Source organism: Pantoea sp. Lu_F5_004, assembly GCF_051136245.1.
Lineage (GTDB): Bacteria > Pseudomonadota > Gammaproteobacteria > Enterobacterales > Enterobacteriaceae > Pantoea > Pantoea agglomerans.
This window is the reverse complement of sequence record NZ_CP194946.1, coordinates 1,385,348-1,404,288: the sequence shown is the minus strand read 5'-3', so window position 1 is coordinate 1,404,288 and position 18,941 is coordinate 1,385,348. Positions and strand designations below refer to the sequence as shown.

The 18,941-nt window shown below is 54.3% G+C and carries 15 protein-coding genes and 1 tRNA gene; 12 read left to right on the top strand and 4 right to left on the bottom strand.

Annotation, left to right across the window (positions count from 1 at the left end; genetic code table 11):
* Window positions 1-224: 224 nt before the first annotated feature.
* From mepS to yejF, 6 genes are all read left to right on the top strand, one after another.
* Window positions 225-800 (top strand): bifunctional murein DD-endopeptidase/murein LD-carboxypeptidase, encoded by a 576-nt coding sequence (gene mepS / locus ACR8BN_RS06530; RefSeq protein ID WP_031593348.1) that lies wholly within the window; start codon window positions 225-227, stop codon window positions 798-800.
* 222 nt (window positions 801-1,022) lie between these two features.
* Window positions 1,023-2,585 carry a cyclic di-GMP phosphodiesterase gene (locus ACR8BN_RS06525; protein ID WP_434747431.1) on the top strand — a complete coding sequence of 521 codons (1,563 nt, stop codon included), beginning with the start codon at window positions 1,023-1,025 and terminating at the stop codon, window positions 2,583-2,585.
* A 44-nt stretch (window positions 2,586-2,629) separates the two neighbouring features.
* A complete protein-coding gene (locus tag ACR8BN_RS06520) occupies window positions 2,630-4,438 on the top strand; it encodes an extracellular solute-binding protein (protein WP_083069102.1) in 1,809 nt (602 codons plus the stop codon).
* Window positions 4,439-4,449: 11 nt separating this feature from the next.
* Window positions 4,450-5,544, top strand: coding sequence for a microcin C ABC transporter permease YejB (locus ACR8BN_RS06515; RefSeq protein WP_010248326.1), 1,095 nt, complete (start codon window positions 4,450-4,452; stop codon window positions 5,542-5,544).
* Entirely contained in the window at window positions 5,541-6,563 is a 1,023-nt protein-coding gene (locus ACR8BN_RS06510; protein ID WP_191938512.1) for an ABC transporter permease, read from the top strand. The genes ACR8BN_RS06515 and ACR8BN_RS06510 overlap by 4 nt, the downstream gene beginning before the upstream one ends.
* Window positions 6,564-8,168 carry a microcin C ABC transporter ATP-binding protein YejF gene (gene yejF / locus ACR8BN_RS06505; protein WP_039388560.1) on the top strand — a complete coding sequence of 535 codons (1,605 nt, stop codon included), beginning with the start codon at window positions 6,564-6,566 and terminating at the stop codon, window positions 8,166-8,168.
* Here yejF and ACR8BN_RS06500 read toward each other — a convergent pair.
* The 3 genes from ACR8BN_RS06500 to rsuA form a co-directional block, all read right to left on the bottom strand.
* On the bottom strand, window positions 8,155-8,475 hold the full coding sequence (locus tag ACR8BN_RS06500; RefSeq protein ID WP_033788223.1) for a hypothetical protein: 321 nt from the start codon (window positions 8,473-8,475) through the stop codon (window positions 8,155-8,157). The genes yejF and ACR8BN_RS06500 overlap by 14 nt on opposite strands.
* A 294-nt stretch (window positions 8,476-8,769) precedes the next feature.
* Window positions 8,770-9,966, bottom strand: a complete 1,197-nt coding sequence (locus ACR8BN_RS06495) for a Bcr/CflA family multidrug efflux MFS transporter (RefSeq protein ID WP_031593356.1) — start codon at window positions 9,964-9,966, stop codon at window positions 8,770-8,772.
* A gap of 48 nt (window positions 9,967-10,014) precedes the next feature.
* Entirely contained in the window at window positions 10,015-10,734 is a 720-nt protein-coding gene (rsuA, locus tag ACR8BN_RS06490; protein WP_010248342.1) for a 16S rRNA pseudouridine(516) synthase RsuA, read from the bottom strand.
* 155 nt (window positions 10,735-10,889) lie between these two features.
* On the opposite strand from rsuA, the gene ACR8BN_RS06485 reads away from it, so the two are divergent.
* Together ACR8BN_RS06485 and rplY are read left to right on the top strand one after the other, a co-directional pair.
* The gene (locus ACR8BN_RS06485) at window positions 10,890-12,644 is read left to right on the top strand and encodes a DEAD/DEAH box helicase (RefSeq protein ID WP_039388604.1); all 1,755 of its coding nucleotides are present in this window, start codon (window positions 10,890-10,892) and stop codon (window positions 12,642-12,644) included.
* A 176-nt stretch (window positions 12,645-12,820) separates the two neighbouring features.
* Window positions 12,821-13,105: a 50S ribosomal protein L25 gene (gene rplY, locus ACR8BN_RS06480; protein WP_003854168.1), complete on the top strand. Its 285-nt coding sequence runs from the start codon at window positions 12,821-12,823 to the stop codon at window positions 13,103-13,105.
* A gap of 119 nt (window positions 13,106-13,224) precedes the next feature.
* Here the strand turns inward: rplY and yejK are convergent, their stop codons facing one another.
* On the bottom strand, window positions 13,225-14,229 hold the full coding sequence (yejK, locus tag ACR8BN_RS06475; protein WP_010248346.1) for a nucleoid-associated protein YejK: 1,005 nt from the start codon (window positions 14,227-14,229) through the stop codon (window positions 13,225-13,227).
* A gap of 158 nt (window positions 14,230-14,387) precedes the next feature.
* Between yejK and ACR8BN_RS06470 the strand changes: the two genes are divergently transcribed.
* The 4 genes from ACR8BN_RS06470 to ACR8BN_RS06455 all read left to right on the top strand — a co-directional run bounded on the left by ACR8BN_RS06470 (window position 14,388) and on the right by ACR8BN_RS06455 (window position 17,992).
* Window positions 14,388-14,615: a YejL family protein gene (locus tag ACR8BN_RS06470; protein WP_010248348.1), complete on the top strand. Its 228-nt coding sequence runs from the start codon at window positions 14,388-14,390 to the stop codon at window positions 14,613-14,615.
* Between the two features lie 22 nt (window positions 14,616-14,637).
* Window positions 14,638-16,392, top strand: a complete 1,755-nt coding sequence (gene yejM, locus ACR8BN_RS06465; RefSeq protein ID WP_311977569.1) for an LPS biosynthesis-modulating metalloenzyme YejM — start codon at window positions 14,638-14,640, stop codon at window positions 16,390-16,392.
* A 73-nt stretch (window positions 16,393-16,465) separates the two neighbouring features.
* Window positions 16,466-16,542 (top strand) — tRNA-Pro (locus tag ACR8BN_RS06460).
* A 214-nt stretch (window positions 16,543-16,756) separates the two neighbouring features.
* On the top strand, window positions 16,757-17,992 hold the full coding sequence (locus ACR8BN_RS06455) for an integrase domain-containing protein (RefSeq protein WP_434747430.1): 1,236 nt from the start codon (window positions 16,757-16,759) through the stop codon (window positions 17,990-17,992).
* The last annotated feature ends 949 nt before the right edge of the window (window positions 17,993-18,941 follow it).

Below are 18,941 nucleotides of genomic sequence, written 5' to 3'. Positions count from 1 at the left end.
GAAATTGATTAAAAGCACTCGCCACGGCGTCTGTAATCAGTTAACCTCAGTCGCAGTGAGGCAACAGCGGCGGAAAATTCGGATTTTTTACCGTTAAAATGTGTCCATTAACACATTTTAGTAATTAAGGATTTGTCTTAGTCTGTTTCGCTTATTAATCTCCCTGTTTTGTCATCTGGCTGGCGACAATCTTGTCGTAAGGAAATCGAAGGAAAACCCGAATAATGGTCAAGTCTCAACCAATACTGAGATATATCTTGCGGATCGTGCCCGCAGTGGCGCTGGCAGCACTCCTCTCAGCTTGTAGCAGTACCCATAGCAGTCAAAACGCGAATAACGAGAATCATGAAGTTAACAACCACAATGGTTTTTTACTTCAGGCGTCTCAGGATGAGTTTGAAGAAATGGTGCGTAATGTCGACGTTAAGTCGCGCATCATGGAACAATACGCCGTCTGGAAAGGTGTGCGCTATCGCCTCGGTGGCGATACCAAACGCGGGATCGATTGTTCCGCCTTTGTACAACGCACCTTCCGCGATCAGTTTGGCTTAGAATTACCGCGTTCTACCTCGCAGCAGCAGGACACAGGTAAAGAGATTACCCGCAGTAAACTGCGTCCCGGCGATCTGGTGATGTTCCGTGCAGGCTCTACTGGCCGTCACGTTGGCATCTATCTTGGCAACGATAACTTCGTTCATGCCTCGACCAGCAGTGGCGTGATGATCTCCAGTCTGAACGATGATTACTGGAAAAAGCGCTACCGTGAAGGACGCCGTGTATTAAGTCGTAACCCGACCTGATAACCACTTTCGATCTTCTCTCAGCCAGAGAACATGAAACGCTGCTTATGCAGCGTTTTTTTTCGCCTTTAATCATTTTTACCAGCAGTTATATAAGACAAAAGCATTCTGATTCAGATTAATAACAAGACATTTCCCGCCGTCTCGTTATATTCTCGGTCGCTTAAACCGAAGCCGTCGTGCGCAATAACATAATAATAATTTGATTAGGGGAAGCTCCTCATGCCACTGTCGGGGGCGCTACGGCGCCATGCCACCTATCCTCGCCGTATCGCATGGAGTAGTGCGATAGCTGGCGGCTTATTCTTTCTGTTATTTGCTGCACTCTCGCTTCACCAGACCTGGCAGAAGCGAGAACGACAGCATCAGCAACTGCTGGAAAACAGCCGCACGGCATTACAGCAAACGCTCTCCAGCCTGATTAACAGTACCCTCAGTCCCCTGCTTCCGTTTACCCACACTGCCTGCAGTACCATCAATCGTGAACTCACCTCACGCGCCGCCTTTGCCGGAAATCTTCGCGCCATCCTGCTGGTTAACGAAGGTAATGCCTTTTGCTCCTCGGCCACCGGCAGTTTTAATCTGCCGCTCAATGTGATTGCGCCCCTGAGTGATATGTCACGTGATATCGATCTGCAACTGATGCCGGGCACGCCGTTGCAGCCCAATAAACCGGCGCTGGCATTGTGGATCAAAAATCCCGGCAGTCTGCAGTCAGGCGTTTTCGCGACGCTGAATATTACCCTGGCACCCTATCAGCTGCTGGCGTCCGGGCATCCGGAAATTACCGGTATGGCACTGGTGGCACAACGCAGCGCCTTAACCAGCTGGCAGTCCGTCGTCATACAGAATAAAAACCTGCCGATGCCGCTGCACCGACAGGCGCTGACAGGCTATCCGCTGCAGTTTGTGTTGTACGGTTCCACTCTGGCGTTCAGCGATTATCAGAATATCCTGCTGAGCGGCCTGCTACTGTCGCTGCTGGTTTCAGGCGCTTGCTGGCTGCTGTTGTCGGTTTATCAGCGCCCTGGTAAAGAGCTGATTCGGGGCATGAAGCGCGGTGAATTTCACGTTGAATATCAGCCGCTGGTCACCTCCCATGATGGTCAGCCGTATGGGATGGAAGCGTTATTGCGCTGGACCCACCCGACGAAAGGCCCGATCCCGCCCGATGTTTTTATTCACTATGCCGAGGCGCAGAACCTGATTATTCCCCTGACCCGACATCTGTTTCAGCTGGTTTCCCGTGATGCCCACCTGCTGTGTCATACCATTCCCCGTCATGCCTGCCTCAGCCTCAACATTTCGCCCCTGCATCTGGCTGACAGCGGTTTCCGTCAGGATGTGCTGCGCTGGCTTGATACCATGCCTGCGGACCACTTTACTTACGTGTTTGAGATCACCGAGCGAGCCATGGTGCGCGACGAAAATGTCGGAGAACTGTTTGACTGGCTGCATAAGCAGCAGATCCATATCGCCATTGATGATTTCGGTACCGGTCACAGCGCGCTGATCTATCTGGAACGTTATGACTTTGATTATCTGAAAATCGATCGCGGCTTTGTTCAGAGCATCGGTACGGATAGCCTGGCCTCGCCGGTGCTCGATACCGTGCTGCAGCTGGCGAAGAAGCTGAACCTGAAAAGTGTCGCCGAAGGGGTAGAAACCGGCGAGCAGGCTGCCTGGCTGATTAATCGCGGTGTGACCCATCTGCAGGGTTACATTTTTAGCCGTCCGCTGCGGCCGGAAACGCTGATAGACTATTTCCGGCGTCATAACGCCTGACACTACCTGGCCCGAATTGCGCCAGACATCTGACAGGAGAGTGCATGCTGTTTCGTTCCGGATTTCTGCTGCTGTGCGGCCTGCTCAGCGCCCCGCTGCTGGCGGCCTCTGTCCAGCAAAGCTACGCGTTCACCCAGGCCGGTGAAGCGAAATATCCGCCTGGCTTCAGCCATTACGACTACGCCGATCCCCGCGCCCCCAAAGGCGGCAGTATCACCATGGCGGTGGTGGGCACTTACGACAACTTCAACCGCTACGCTTCACGCGGTAATCCGGGCATTAACACCGGCACGCTTTATGATGGGCTTTACACCAGCTCAGACGATGAGCCTGGCAGTTATTATCCGCTGATTGCCGAGTCAGCGCGCTACGCCAGCGATTTTACGTGGATTGAGATCCGCCTTAATCCCCGCGCCCGTTTTCAGAATGGCACACCCATCACCGCCCGCGACGTGGCGTTCACCTATCAGAAATTCATGACCGAGGGCGTGCCCCAATTTCGCGTCGCCTATCGTGGCGTGACCGTTAAAGCGCTGAACGATCTCACTGTGCGCATTGAAGCACAGAAGCCGGATAAAGATCTGCTGCTTGGCTTACTGACGCTGCCGGTTATCGCAGAGTCGTTCTGGCGCGATAAGAAGTTTAATGAGCCGTTAAGCGAGCCACCCTTGTCGAGCGGACCCTATCGCATCGCCCGCTGGAAGCTGGGACAGTTTATTGAGTTCAGCCGGGTAAAAGATTACTGGGCCGCTGACCTGCCGGTCAATCGCGGACGCTTTAATTTTGATCGAATGCGCTATGACTACTATCTGGATGACAATGTGGCATTTGAAGCCTTCAAGGCGGGTGCTTACGATCTGCGCGAAGAGACATCGGCAAAGAAATGGGCCACTCAGTATCGCGGCCGCAATTTTGACGATGGCAGCATCGTCAAAGAGACCACGCCCAATGATGCCGCTATCGATACCCGCTGGCTGGCATTCAATAATGAAAAACCGCTGTTCCAGGATCGCCGCGTGCGTCAGGCGCTGTCACTGATGTTCGATTTCGAGTGGATGAACAAGGCGCTCTATTACGGTGCCTGGCAGCGCGCCAGCAGCTATTTCCAGAACACGGCGTATGCAGCCAGCGGCGTGCCGGATCCACAGCAGCAGGCCCTGCTTGAACCCTGGCGCGGGCAACTGCCACCTGAGCTGTTCAGCCAGCCTTATCAGCCACACAAAACCGACGGCAGCGGCTATGACCGCGCCAGCCTGTTAAAAGCGTCTGACCTGCTGAAACAGGCGGGCTGGCAGATTAAAAATCGCCGTCTGGTCAATGATAAAACCGGTCAGCCGTTTACCATAGAACTCCTGCTGCGCGGTGGCACCAATACCGACTGGGCGTTACCGTTCCAGCACAATCTTTCCCGACTTGGCATTACGCTGAACCTGCGGCAGATCGATAACTCGCAGTATCTGCGGCGCTGGCGCGAAGGCGACTATGACATGATTGCCACGGTCTATGGTGCGATGCCGGTCCCAACCTCCAGTCTGCAGATCCTCTGGCAGTCTGACTTCATCGCCTCGTCGTGGAATACCGCGCGGGTCAAAGAGCCTGTAGTCGATCATTTCGTGAAACAGATTGTGGCGCATCAGGGTGATCCCGCCGCGCTGCGGCCGCTGGCCCAGGCGCTGGACCGGGTGCTGCTGTGGAATGCGTATATGATCCCGATGTGGTACAACGCAGAGCAGCGGCTGGCGTACTGGGATAAGTTTTCTCACCCTGCCCGCAAGCCAGCCTACAGCGTCGGACTGGAAAACTGGTGGTACGACACAAACAAAGCCGGACGCCTGCCGGCCAGCAAACGCTAAGGAGATCACCGTTGGCCGCTTACTTTCTGCGCAGACTGCTGCTGATCATCCCGACGTTATGGGCGATCATCACGCTTAATTTTTTTATCGTGCAAATCGCGCCCGGCGGGCCGGTCGATCAGGCGCTGGCTAACATTCAGTTTGGTCAGACAACCGGTCTGCCCGGCAGCGGCGCAGACAGCGCCGGTTCACGCGCCAGCGTCAGTCATCTCAATCCTGCCGATAATCAGTATCGTGGCGCTCGCGGGCTGGATCCCGAAGTGATTGCTGAGATTAAACAGCGTTATGGTTTCGATAAACCTCTCTGGCAGCGTTACGGCGAGATGCTGTGGAATTATCTGCGTCTGGATTTTGGCGACAGCCTGTTTCGCAGTGCCTCGGTGATCGGGCTGATCAAAGAGAGCCTGCCGGTTTCGATCAGTCTGGGATTATGGAGCACACTGATCATCTACCTGGTGTCGATCCCGCTGGGGATCCGCAAGGCGGTGCGCAATGGCAGCGCTTTTGATGTCTGGAGCAGCGCTTTTATTATCATTGGCTACTCCATCCCGGCTTTTCTGTTTGGCATCATGTTAATCGTGCTGTTTGCGGGTGGCAGCTATCTGGACTGGTTTCCGCTGCGCGGGCTCACCTCTGCGCAGCACGACACACTGCCCTGGTATGGCAAAGTGCTGGACTACTTCTGGCATATCGCCCTGCCGGTGCTGGCGACGGTGATCGGTGGCTTCGCCACGCTGACCATGCTGACGAAAAACGCGTTTCTGGATGAGATCCGCAAGCTCTATGTGGTGACTGCGCGCGCCAAAGGGGTGCCGGAGCGCCGTATTCTCTATCACCATGTGTTTCGCAATGCGATGCTGCTGGTGATCGCCAGCTTCCCCGCCACCTTTATCAGCATGTTCTTTACCAGCTCGGTGCTGATCGAGGTTATGTTCTCGCTCAACGGACTCGGGCTGCTCGGCTATGATGCGACTCTGCAACGTGACTATCCGGTGATGTTTGGCACGCTCTATATTTTTACGCTGATAGGTTTGCTGATGAATATTCTCAGTGATCTCACCTATACGCTGGTCGATCCGCGCATCGATTTCGGGAGCCGCTCATGACGCTCTCTCCACTGAATCAACAGCGCTGGCAGCGCTTTCGCCATAACCGGCGCGGCTACTGGTCGCTGTGGATCTTTCTGATCATCTTTCTGCTGTCGATGGGTGCCGAACTGATTGCCAATGACAAGCCACTGCTGGTGCATTACCAGCAGCGCTGGACAGTGCCGCTGCTGTTTGATTACAGCGAAACCGACTATGGCGGCGCACTGGCGACAGCGGCGGATTATCAGGATCCCTGGCTGCGGCAGCGCATTGAGCAGAATGGCTGGGCCATATGGGCACCGATTCGTTTCAGCGACAGCACTATCAACTTTGCCACCGAAGTGCCCTTCCCCTCTCCGCCCTCTGCGCAGAACTGGCTTGGCACGGATGCTAACGGTGGCGACGTGATTGCACGCCTGCTCTATGGCACGCGCATTTCTCTGCTGTTCGGACTGATGCTGACGCTCTTCTCCAGCGTCATCGGGATTGTGGTCGGCGCGGTGCAGGGCTATTTCGGCGGCAGGATTGACCTGATTGGGCAGCGGCTGATTGAAGTCTGGTCCGGCATGCCTGCGCTGTTTCTGCTGATTCTCCTCTCCAGCGTGATCCAGCCGGGTTTCTGGTGGCTGCTGCTGGTCACCGTGGCTTTCGGCTGGATGAGCCTGGTCAGCGTGGTCCGGGCAGAGTTTCTGCGTACCCGAAACTTTGATTACATCCGTGCGGCGCAGGCGCTGGGGGTCAGCGATGGCCGGATTATGCTGCGCCACATGCTACCAAACGCCATGGTCGCCACCCTGACCTTTCTGCCGTTTATTCTGTGCGGATCGATTACCACGCTGACCTCACTCGACTTTCTCGGCTTTGGCCTGCCGCTGGGTTCGCCCTCGCTGGGCGAGTTACTGCTGCAGGGAAAAAATAACCTGCAGGCACCCTGGTTAGGCCTGGCGGGCTTTTTCACCCTGGCGATCCTGCTTTCGCTGCTGATTTTTATTGGCGAAGCGGTACGCGACGCTTTTGATCCGGGCAAAGGAGCCTGAATGAACACGCCATTGCTTGCCATCAATCATCTCTCGGTCGCCTTTCGTCAGGGCGAGACGCTTCGCCAGGTGGTGAATGACGTTTCACTTCGCATCGACGCGGGCGAAACGCTGGCGCTGGTGGGCGAGTCGGGTTCCGGCAAGAGCGTCACGGCACTGTCGGTGATGCGACTGCTGCATGAGGCTGCCGTGGTTTATCCCAGCGGGGAGATCCTGTTTAACGGTGAAGATCTGCTGCGCGCACGTGAGCAGCGCCTGCGCGGGATTCGCGGCAACCAGATTGCGATGATTTTTCAGGAGCCGATGGTATCGCTGAATCCGCTGCATACCGTGGAGAAGCAGCTGTATGAAGTGCTGTCGCTGCATCGCGGGCTGCGTCGTCCGGCGGCACGCGGTGAAATTCTCAGCGTGCTTGATCGGGTCGGGATACGACAGCCCGCCACCCGGCTCAATGATTTTCCCCACCAGCTTTCGGGTGGAGAACGTCAGCGGGTGATGATCGCTATGGCGCTGCTGACCGAACCTCAGCTGCTGATTGCCGATGAGCCGACCACCGCGCTGGATGTAACGGTGCAGGCGCAGATCCTGAAGCTGCTTCGTGAACTGCAGCGAGAGCTGAATATGGGCATGCTGTTTATCACCCATAACCTGAATATCGTGCGTCAGCTGGCGGATAACGTCAGCGTGATGCGCAATGGTCACATCGTCGAACAGAACCGCTGCCAGACCCTGCTGAATCAGCCGCAGCACCCTTACAGCCAGCAGTTGCTGGCCGCCGAACCGGAAGGAAAAGCGCTGCCGCTGCCCGCAGACGCGCCGGTCATTCTTCGGGTCGATAATCTTCAGGTCAGCTTTCCGCTGCGGCGCGGGCTGTTCCGCCGGCAGAGTGGTGAGAAACAGGTGCTCTCCGGCCTGAGCTTTAGCCTGCGGCGCGGCGAAAGTCTGGGGCTGGTCGGCGAGTCCGGATCAGGTAAAAGCACTACCGGGCTGGCACTGCTGCGGCTGATTGCCTCGCGCGGCGAAGTCTGGTTTGACGGCCAGCCGCTGCATCAGCTGTCACGTCGTCAGTTATTGCCGCTGCGTCAGCGCATTCAGGTGGTGTTTCAGGATCCCAACTCATCCCTGAATCCGCGTATGACAGTGCAGCAGATCATTGCGGAAGGCCTGGCGGTGCATCAGCCAGAACTTAGCCGTGCGCAACAGGAGCAGCGGGTCATCGCGGTGATGGCGGAGGTGGGGCTGGAAGCGGAAAGTCGCCATCGTTATCCGGCCGAATTTTCGGGCGGTCAGCGACAGCGTATTGCCATTGCGCGGGCACTCATTCTGGAGCCGGAGATGCTGGTGCTGGATGAACCGACCTCATCGCTGGATCGCACGGTGCAGAAGCAGATTCTGACACTGTTGCGCCGCTTACAGCAGCAGCGGCAGCTCAGCTATCTGTTTATCAGTCACGATCTGGATGTGGTGCGCGCCCTGTGCCATCAGCTTATTGTGCTGCGTCAGGGAGAAGTGGTGGAACAGGGAGAGTGTGAAAGGTTGTTTGCTTCACCCGCGGCCGGGTATACCCGCGAGCTGCTGCAGTCGGCGCAACTCAACCTGCGATAAAAGTCTCGGCAATCGCTACGCCCTGATTTTTCAGGCAGCAGTTGGTGGCGCTTTCGTCACGACGCTGAATGAACAGGCAGGGCTGTCCTTCGCACTCGGCTACTTTGCAATCGACCTGAATATCCGCCAGAACCTCTTTTAGCTGCTGAAGGATCTCCCACGCCGGAATGCCGTCATGGCTGATCAATCGCAGCGCAACGAAATCCTGCTCGTCCAGCGTTGCGTCATCGGATTCGATAGCACTGTGGTGATCGCTGGCCCAGCGAAAATGCTGTGGCAGACGATGCACAATCGAAAGTTGCAGCATAGTTTCCTCTCCCCGGATGAGTTTATGTCGCAACACAAAGCAGCCCAGCTGGAAGCGGCCTGATAACCGCTGAGTCCGGACAGGGGTTAATGGCCCGTCCGTGTGGATTGCAGAAGCGCATTTTTTGCGACTTACATCGCACTTCAGCCTATATGTACCGCGTTCACACGCCGTTAACAATCATTTTAGCTGCATTGTGGTTACTTTTTTAACTAAATATTTTCACAATATAGAAACAAAACTAGGAGGCGTGCAAGTCGGCAGGTCATTGCAGAGGGAAACCACTGCGCCCGATTACCGGGGCGCAGTGCGGGGACGTGAAGCGTAGAAAAAGAGCAGCAGAGAGATTGTCGCGCACAGTGCAATCGTGCCGACCATTGGCCAGGCGCTGTTGAAACTCACCAGCGACAGCAGCGCGCCGACAAACGCCCCGACGCCAAAACGCAGGGTGCCCGCCAGCGACGATGCCGTACCCGCCATATGCGGAAACTCATCCAGAATCACCGCCATCGCATTCGATGAGACCATCGATACGCAACCGATAAACATCGCGATTCCCATCACCAGCGGCAAAAAGCCGAGGCTGAAGGCGCTGACCAGCAGCAGCCAGATCCCCATACAGAACTGTATCAGCAGTCCCATCCGGAACATCGCCACCGGGCCAAAGCGGCGTACGGCGCGGCTGTTAATCAGCGTCAGGACAAACAGAAACACCACATTGAGGCCAAAGTAGTAGCCAAAGTTTTGCGGTGAAACGTGATTCAGTTCGATGTAAACAAAGGGACCGGCATTGAGAAATGTAAACAGCCCGGCAAAGGAGAACCCGCTCGACAGCATGTAACTGAACGCGCGTTTGTGGCGAAACAGCGTTACGAAATTGCCGAGCGTAGTACGCAGATGAAACCGCTGTCGCTGCTCCGGCTTCAGGGTTTCACGGATCTGCGTGGTCACCAGCACGGTCGTGACTAACGCCGCGCCCGCGAGCGCCCAGAAGATGGCGTGCCAGCTCCAGAGCACCAGCAGCCAGCCGCCGATGATCGGTGCCAGCAGCGGCGCAATGGTGGTAATCAGCATCACAAAGGACATCATGCGGGAGAAGTCCTCTTTCGAGTAACTGTCACGCATTAACGCGTTGATCACCACACTGGCTGCGGCAGCCGACAGGCCATGCAGAAAGCGCATCGTAATCAGCTGATCGATGGTTTGCGACAGCGCACAGGCCGCGGCGGCGCAGGCAAAGATCAGGGTGCCGAGCGCAATCACCGGCTTTCGCCCATAGCTGTCTGCCAGCGGCCCATAGATGAGCTGCCCAATCGCGAAGCCAAGAATGTAGAGGTTGAGCGACATCTGCACGCTACCGGCTGAAACGCCAAATTCGCGTGCAATCTGCGGCATGGCAGGCAGATACATGTCGATCGACAACGGCATCAGCATGGCTAACAGACCGAGGATGACCACCAGTCCTGTTGGCGAATTCTTTTCCTTACGCACACCCTCTCCTGCCCTTATGGTCGTGATGCGGGCCGCCCGGCCCGTCGGTTATTTTGTCTGCAGCTCTTTCGGCAGACCGATGCTGGCGATCTCTTCTTCTGTCAGCGCACGATATTCGCCCGGTTCCAGATCGGCGTCCAGTACGATGTCGCCGATGCGCTCGCGATGCAGCTCAAGGACCCGATTGCCTACTGCCGCAAACATCCGTTTTACCTGATGATAACGGCCTTCGCTCAGTGTCAGCCGGACGTCTGTCGGGGTGATTACCTCCAGTTGAGCCGGTTTAGTCAGGCTCTTCTCGTTGTGCAGCTGCACGCCCGCCGTAAACTGTGCGGCGGTATCGTCACTGACCGGCGATTCCAGGGTCACACGGTAGGTTTTCTCGCAGTGATGACGTGGCGAGGTAATACGGTGTGACCACTGGCCATCATCTGTCAGCAGCACCAGTCCGGTGGTGTCGATATCAAGACGCCCCGCCGCGTGCAGTTTGAATGACATCGGTTCTTCAATGAAATAGATGATGGTGGGATGATCGGGATCGTCGGTTGAGCAGACGTAACCCTGCGGTTTGTTCAGCATAAAGTAGCGTGGACCGGTCTGCATCTGCAGTACGTTGCCGTCATAGACGACTTCGTGGTCGGGCAGCAGTTTAAACGCGGTATCGCGTACGATTTCCCCGTTAACGGTGACACGCTGGCCACGGATCTCGCGATGGGCGATGGCGCGGCTGATTTCCAGTTGCTGAGAGATGAATTTGTCGAGTCGCATGAATTCGTTTTGCCTGTTACTGCGGAGGGAATCTGAAACGGCCTGGTTAACCGTTGAAAATGTGCGGGAAGTATAACGTGATCCGCGCCAGCCTGACAGCGCGTTTACCGCACTTTCATGGCATAATTACCCCCAGTTTTGCAAAAGTGAGCATCATGTCTTTTACCTTACGCCCCTATCAACAGGATGCGGTGAATGCCACCGTGGCGCATTTCCGTCGTCATCAACAGCCTGCAGTCATTGTGCTGCCGACAGGAGCCGGAAAGAGCCTGGTCATTGCCGAGCTGGCACGGCTGGCGCGTGGCCGGGTGCTGGTGCTGGCGCACGTCAAAGAGCTGGTAGCGCAGAATCACAGTAAATATCAGGCTTACGGGCTGGAGGCGGATATCTTTGCCGCCGGACTTCAGCGTAAAGAGAGTCAGCGCAAAGTGGTGTTTGGCAGCGTGCAGTCAGTGGCGCGTAACCTCGACCAGTTCGACAGCGCCTTTTCACTGGTGATTGTCGATGAGTGCCACCGTATCGGTGATGATAAAGAGAGTCAGTATCAGCAGATCTTCAATCATCTGCGTCAGCATAATCCGCAACTGCGCTTACTGGGCCTGACCGCCACCCCTTTCCGGCTGGGTAAAGGCTGGATTTATCAGTTCCACTATCACGGCATGGTGCGTGGCGACGAAAAATCGCTGTTTCGCGACTGTATCTATGAACTGCCGCTGCGCTACATGATTAAGCATCAGTTTCTGGTGCCGCCGGAGCGACTGGATATGCCGGTGGTGCAGTATGACTTCAGCCGCCTGACGGCACAAAGCAGCGGCTTGTTCAGCGAAGCCGATCTTAATCGTGAACTGAAACAGCAGCAGCGCGTGACGCCCCATATTATCCGTCAGATCGTGGAGTTTGCTGAAGATCGGCTGGGGGTGATGATTTTTGCCTCAACGGTGGAGCATGCGCATGAAATTTTGCGGCTGCTGCCCGCTAACAGCGCGCTGGTGTCAGCGGAAACGCCTGCCAGAGAGCGCGATGCCCTGATTCTGGCCTTTAAGGCGCAGCAGCTGAAATTCCTGGTTAACGTGGCGGTGCTGACCACCGGGTTTGATGCCCCCCACGTTGATCTGATTGCGATTCTGCGCCCGACCGAGTCGGTCAGCCTCTATCAGCAAATCGTCGGACGCGGCCTGCGGCTCTCGCCCGGCAAAACCGACTGTCTGATTCTTGATTATGCCGGTAATCCGCACGATCTCTTTACGCCCGAAGTCGGCGCGCCCAAAGGGGCCAGCGACAATCAGCCAGTACAGGTTTTTTGTCCCGCCTGCGGGTTCGCCAACACCTTCTGGGGCAAGGCGACCGAAGATGGCATGGTTATCGAGCATTTTGGCCGACGCTGTCAGGGCGTGCTGGAAGATGATGAGGGCGCGCGCGAACAGTGTGACTTCCGTTTCCGCTTCAAAAGCTGCCCCGACTGCGGCGCAGAGAATGATATTGCCGCCCGGCGCTGTCACCAGTGCGACAAAATTCTGGTCGATCCTGACGATATGCTTAAAGCGGCGCTGAAACTTAAAGATGCGCTGGTGCTGCGCTGTGGCGGCATGACGCTGGAACAGGGCCGTGACGCCAAAGGTGAATGGCTCAAGGCGACCTATTATGACGAGGAAGGCACCAGCGTCAGCGAACGGTTTCGTCTGCAGACACCGGCCCAGCGCAAAGCGTTTGAACAGCTCTTTATGCGCCCGCATCAGCGCGCGCCCGGCGTGCCGCTGGGCTGGCAGAGCGCCGCTGACGTGCTGGCGCTGCAGCCGCTGCTGCGTCATCCCGACTTTGTGGTGGCGCGGGCCAAAGGTCAGTTCTGGCAGATCCGCGAAAAAATGTTCGATTATCAGGGGCGCTATCGCCGCGCCAATGAGCTGCGCTAATGAGCGCTATCGGGTCCGGCTAACCGGATGCCGAACCCGGCTGGCGGGTATATCGTTTGCTACCACCCGGCATAACGGCTATACTGCCGCCCGCTTTTGCATGTGCATCAGCGGTATTGAATAACCTGCCTGTTACTGGGTCGCCTGTAGCAGGAATTAAATAAAGAGATATATTAATGCTCACTATCAATGCAGTAGAACGTAAAGAGCAGGGTAAGGGTGCGAGCCGCCGCCTGCGTACAGCAAACCGTTTCCCGGCCATCATCTACGGTGGTTCTGAAGCGGCTGTTGCCATCGACCTGGATCACGACTCCGTAATGAACCTGCAATCTAAGCCAGGTTTCTACGACGAAGTGCTGACCCTGTCAGTTGACGGTAAAGAAACTAAAGTGAAAGTTCAGGCTGTTCAGCGTCACCCGTTCAAGCCAAAACTGTTTCACATCGACTTCGTTCGCGCTTAATCGCGAACTTCGTTGAAAGCAGAAGGGCCGGTTGCGAAACCGGCCCTTTTCTTTTGGCGCTGCCCGGTGAAAATGATCGCCGCGTGCAGGGAATGAAAGCCGGGCTAAGCCCGGCTTTTTTATTTGCTGCTGGTACGGCGCTGCAGCTGATCGCGCAGATTGGGTGGTGTGCCCTTAATCGTCAGGGTGTCCGTTGCCGGATCCCAGAAAATGCGTTCGCCCAGCAACATCGCATCGAAGTTCAGGGTCAGGCCCCCGCCGCTTCCGGCAAACTTCGTCAGCTGGCGCAGAGTGCTGCGATCCGCCGGGAAGCTCTCTTCCAGCTCATACCCCTGCTCCTGGGTAAAGGCCTGGAACGTTTTTTCACCCAGCGGTGGCAGTTCGCTCGACAACTCTTCCAGCGCAATCTCCTCGCCCGCCTGCAACTGCTCGTTGCAGTAGCTGTAGACCTGCTGGCGATAGTTCTGCCGCTCCTGCTTATCCAGTTCCGATTCGTTGCAGTAGTCATCTACCGCCTGCAACAGACCGCGGTTCTGCGCCTTGGTGTCTAATCCCACTTCGGCACCCAGGAAGTCCATAAAGAAGTCAGCCACTTTACGTCCGACGCGTCCACGCAGGAAGGTCAGGTAACGGGTCGATTCCGGGTTAGTTTCCCACTCGGTTAAATCGATGCGTGCCACGATGTCGGCATGATTGATGTCAAGATAGTGGGTGCTGCTGATATCCATCTGCTCGTTGACGCGCATGCTGGATTGGCTGTTCAGCACCGCAATCAGCAGGTATTCCACCGCCAGATAGCGGTAGTGAATAAACAGCACCACACCGCCTTCAGCGAAGGGGTATTTTGCAAGCTCATCGCGCAGACGACCGGTCGCGGCACGGCTAAAAGCGAGAAAATCATCGTTGCCCTTACGACAATTACGCAGCGCTTCTGCCAGTTCACTCTCTGCATTGAACAGACCATAGGCTTTGCTTTTTGCGCTATAGACCCGGTGTAACTCCTCCACCATCGCGTTGACCGTGTTGGTGGCAGGCAGCAGCGAATCGCGCAGCGCCAGTTCAAGCTGGTTTTCATCGCGTTTAATTAACTGATGCAGGGCAATCTGGTCGATATCCAGACTCATGGTAGACTCTCCTTTTAGCACAGGCGCGTATTCAAACACCGCCAGCATCGGCTTTCAACTCCATGCGTATAGCGAACGTGCTGCTTTCGATAAAATTGCGGTAAAAAGTGCGCTGTTCCGGTAATATATCGCCTTTTGAAATGAGCTTAGACGACGATATGGCACAATCATCCCGTTACAGTGACGAACGCGTGGAACAACTCCTCGCGGAAATGGCCCAAATCCTGCACAAGGACAAAGCCCCCACCGATCTCTCCCTGATGGTTCTGGGAAATATGGTGACCAACTTAATTAACAGCGATGTCGCTCCGGCGCAACGTCGTTCACTGGCACGATCTTTCGCCGATGCCCTTCAGGCGTCTGTGCGTGACGATAACGCCCATTAATTGGCTGATTTGACTTCATAATATGGTAACCAACCGGCAGCGCTACCGCGAAAAAGTTTCCCAGATGATCAGTTGGGGTCACTGGTTTGCTCTGTTTAACATCTTATTCGCGCTGATTTTAGGCAGTCGCTACCTGTTGGTCGCCGACTGGCCTTCTTCGCTGGCGGGGCGCATCTACGCCTATACCAGCTGGGTTGGCCACTTCAGTTTTGTCGTTTTTGCCGCCTATCTGCTGATTATCTTCCCGCTGACCTTTGTGGTGATGTCGCAACGGCTGATGCGGGTGTTGTCCGCGGTGGTCGCTACCGCCGGGCTGACGCTGGTGATGGTCGACAGTGCGGTGTTCAGCCGCTTCCACCTGCACCTGAATCCGGTGGTGTGGGAGCTGGTCATTAACCCTGATCAGAGCGAGATGGCGCGCGACTGGCAGCTGATGTTTATCAGCGTGCCGCTGATTTTCCTGGTTGAGATGCTGTTTGCGACCTGGAGCTGGCAAAAGCTTCGCAGCCTGAATCGCCGTTCATTTGGCAAGCCTGTCGCCGCCCTGTTTATCAGCGCCTTCTTTGCCAGCCACCTGATGTATATCTGGGCCGATGCGAATTTCTATCGCCCGATTACCATGCAGCGTGCCAACCTGCCGCTCTCCTACCCGATGACCGCCCGCCGCTTCCTTGAGCGTCATGGTCTGCTGGATGCGCAGGAGTATCAGCGCCGGCTGATTCAGCAGGGCGATCCGGAAGCAGTGGCGGTGGAGTATCCGCTGAGCGAGATTACTTTCCGTGATGCCGGCACACGCAACAACCTGCTGGTGCTGACGGTAGATGGTCTGAACAACGCCACGCTGGCCAAAGCGCTGCCGGAACTTAATCAGTTCGCCAGCGAGAACGTGCGTTTTACTCAGCACTACAGCGCGGGTGATACGCCGGAGAAAGGGTTGTTTGGCCTGTTCTATGGGATCTCATCCAGCTACATGAACGGTATTCTGGCTTCCCGAACGCCGTCGGCACTGCTGGGCGCGCTTAGCACCCAGGGTTATCAGTTTGGCCTCTTCTCCTCAGAAGGCTTTAATCCGCCGCTCTACCGACAGGCGTTGCTGACTGATTATTCACTGCCAGCAACCACCAGCCAGCCCAACGCCAGTACTGTGGCGCAATGGCAGAACTGGCTGGAGAAACAGAACGGTTCACAGGCGCCGTGGTTCTCATGGATTGCCCTGAACGGCCCGGACGTCACCGGCGACAGTGCAAAAGCGCGTCAGCGCAGCTATCTGCGCCAGGCTCCTGCCGTTGATGAGCAGATCCACGCGGTGCTCAGCAGCCTGAAGGCGCGTGATTTACTGAAGAACACGGTGGTGGTGATTACGGCGCAGCGTGGACTGGCACTGGATGGCAATCCTGACAGCGCCGGAAACCGCCAGACGCTGCAGGTGCCGTTAGTGATTCACTGGCCTGATACGCCCGCACAGACCGTTGATCGCCTTTCTGATCATCAGGATGTAATGTCGACGCTGATGCAGCGACTGCTGCATGTGCGGACCAATCCGGTGAACTACTCTCAGGGTGAAGATCTGTTTGCTGCGCGCCGTCGCCATGACTGGGTCGTCAGCAGCGAAGAGAATAAGCTGGTGATTACCACGCCGCAGGTGACGCTGGTACTCAACAACAACGGCAGCTATCGCGCTTATGATGCGCAGGGCAACGCCCTGAAAGATCACAAGCCAGAACTGGCGCTGCTGTTGCAGGTATTAACTGAAGAGAAGCGCTTTATCGCTAACTGATTAATAATCAGGCAAATAGTCTGCAGGTATCTTGCATTAATGGTGATAACCAGTAGACTAATCCTCCAGTGTTCGGCACGTAGCGCAGCCTGGTAGCGCACGGTCATGGGGTGTCCGGGGTCGGAGGTTCAAATCCTCTCGTGCCGACCAAATTCTCCCAACGTTTTGTCTGGTGAAGTCCAGAGAGAACCATAAAAAACAGTTTAAACAGTAGGTTGTTGAAACCTGCTGTTTTTCTGTTGTCTAGTGAAATCCTGATTGATACAGTGGAATCCACCTGATTTAGGCATACTCATGGGCATACGTTTCTAAGACTGCCTTTTGATATGCCTAAGCCTTCCGAGGAACAGAATGGAGACTGCTCATGGCAAGACAGACCAAGCCCTTAAACAATACCGAAGTGAAGAACGCCAAAGCTGCTGAACGAGCATTGGTTCTTTATGACGGGGACGGTCTGGAACTGCAGGTAACTCCCGGAGGCTCAAAACTCTGGCGGTTTCGTTATTACAAACCCTTCACTCGTAAACGGGCCATGATCAGCTTTGGTTCATACCCTTCCGTTTCGCTTTCCGAAGCCCGCCAAAATCGTGAATCAGCCCGCGCTCTTCTCAGCAAAGATGTCGACCCTCAAGAGCACAAAAAGGCAGAGCAACTTCGTCAGAAGAGTGTGAGTGAAAGTACGTTTGAAAAAGTTGCAGCTGAGTGGTTTAAGACCAAAGAGGCAGCAGGATTAACAACTCACACTCTTAACGATATCTGGCGTTCAATGAGTAAATATGTGTTCCCACATATTGGCTCTATACCTATTTCCAGCATTACAGCCCAACAGTTCATTGGATCCCTTAGCCCAACTCATGCGGCAGGCAGACTCGAAACTGTTAAAAGGTTGAGTCAGCGTATTAATGAGATTATGGATTACGCTTTGAACTCTGGCTTAGTGACTTCAAACCCAGCGGCTAAAATCGGTAAGACGTTCCATAAGCCAAAAGTAAAACACCGCCCCGCCCTCTTACCTGAACAGCTACCTCTGCTTATGAAGAATCTCGCCTTTGCGAGTATTGGCAAACAGACGCGCTGTCTCATCGAATGGCAGCTCCTTACAATGACACGACCGGCAGAAGCGGCGATGACACGCTGGGATGAGATCAACTTCGAGACAAAGGAATGGCACATTCCTGCTGGGCGCATGAAAATGAAACGTATGCATATTGTACCGCTGTCTGAACAGGCACTTGCTGTGCTAGAAGTTATGAAGCCAATCAGCCAGCATAGACCACACGTTTTTCCCGGTTACCGCAATCCCCTAGAACCAATGAACAGTCAGACGGCAAACATGGCGCTGAAACGTATGGGCTTCAAAGATATCCTTGTTGCGCATGGTATGAGATCCATAGCCTCAACTGTTCTCAACGAGAAGGGATTTCAACCTGACGTCATTGAAGCAGCACTGGCTCACATTGATACCAATGAGGTCAGGAGAGCTTACAACCGTTCTCAGTATCTTGATCAACGAAGAGAAATGATGGCTTGGTGGGGGGGATATGTTGAACTGTCAGCAAGCGGTAATTATAGCATTCACTCTGGCTTAGATTGGCATTGAAGGTTTTTTTATTTGTCTTTTATGTAGATAAAAAAAGCCCCAAAAGGCTTTTTTATTATGTACTACTTAGAAATATTACTATGGTTTGGAATTTTTACTAGGCTTTACCTTTGGATTATTTCCCGGAGTTTTCTTGTTATCACGCTGACGCTGGTCAGGTTGACCTGTTGAGTCAGCAATACGTTTCGGACCAGGCTTGAGTGCCATAGAAATTCTCCTGTGAACTTTTAAGAGGGAACGCTTCTGTCCAAAATATGAGCAATAGTTGGCTATATCAAGAGATCTTTTGACAAACTGATGGGGATTTGATCAAGGTCTAATTTTTAAGAGTTCATAGCAAGATGAATATAGATACAACTAATGCTAAATCCCGTTCTGACCGTAATACTATCTGAGTATCGTATTACTTGGCTGGAGGGTTACACTCGAATCCAGCTGGGTTTAGACACATAATCTGAGTAGTAAACAAACATAACTGGAGTCTTATCTAACTCGCTTCAAGCACTATTACCAGTATTTGAAAGTCACCCCTCAAAATTCTATAATAAAAACAGATGCTTGTGCAGATTTACTTTAGTTATATCTGGAAACCAGTTCCTGGTAGCCACTTAAAGCATTCAATAAATTACCTAATAATGTATCTGTATCTACGTTAGGAATAAAATTTTCTAAGCCCAACCAAAACTTTTTCATAACGTTATGCTGTGTGGGTATAAATTACCTGCACCTTAGCTACCTATTTTCTGACCTTTAAAACACCAAAGCATCAATCTTACTTATATCAAACTACTTTCACCCTAGCTGTGGCTTTAACGCTATTATTTAAGCTACTGATTTTTAAGAAGTAAAAAAACAATAATCAATATTGATTAGAAAATTCTTAATTTTCATATCAAAACATTCTAATATGTATAGAAAAATTTTAGCTACCTAGCTATAAAGTGATAAT

Bases quoted from the DNA above. Each gene is read 5' to 3' on its own strand.
- rsuA (WP_010248342.1), bottom strand. From the start codon at position 10,734: ATGCGACTCGACAAATTCATCTCTCAGCAACTGGAAATCAGCCGCGCC.
- ACR8BN_RS06455 (WP_434747430.1), top strand. From the start codon at position 16,757: ATGGCAAGACAGACCAAGCCCTTAAACAATACCGAAGTGAAGAACGCC.
- rplY (WP_003854168.1), top strand. From the start codon at position 12,821: ATGCTCACTATCAATGCAGTAGAACGTAAAGAGCAGGGTAAGGGTGCG.
- mepS (WP_031593348.1), top strand. From the start codon at position 225: ATGGTCAAGTCTCAACCAATACTGAGATATATCTTGCGGATCGTGCCC.
- yejK (WP_010248346.1), bottom strand. From the start codon at position 14,229: ATGAGTCTGGATATCGACCAGATTGCCCTGCATCAGTTAATTAAACGC.
- ACR8BN_RS06510 (WP_191938512.1), top strand. From the start codon at position 5,541: ATGACGCTCTCTCCACTGAATCAACAGCGCTGGCAGCGCTTTCGCCAT.
- ACR8BN_RS06525 (WP_434747431.1), top strand. From the start codon at position 1,023: ATGCCACTGTCGGGGGCGCTACGGCGCCATGCCACCTATCCTCGCCGT.
- yejF (WP_039388560.1), top strand. From the start codon at position 6,564: ATGAACACGCCATTGCTTGCCATCAATCATCTCTCGGTCGCCTTTCGT.
- ACR8BN_RS06470 (WP_010248348.1), top strand. From the start codon at position 14,388: ATGGCACAATCATCCCGTTACAGTGACGAACGCGTGGAACAACTCCTC.
- ACR8BN_RS06485 (WP_039388604.1), top strand. From the start codon at position 10,890: ATGTCTTTTACCTTACGCCCCTATCAACAGGATGCGGTGAATGCCACC.
- ACR8BN_RS06520 (WP_083069102.1), top strand. From the start codon at position 2,630: ATGCTGTTTCGTTCCGGATTTCTGCTGCTGTGCGGCCTGCTCAGCGCC.
- yejM (WP_311977569.1), top strand. From the start codon at position 14,638: ATGGTAACCAACCGGCAGCGCTACCGCGAAAAAGTTTCCCAGATGATC.
- ACR8BN_RS06500 (WP_033788223.1), bottom strand. From the start codon at position 8,475: ATGCTGCAACTTTCGATTGTGCATCGTCTGCCACAGCATTTTCGCTGG.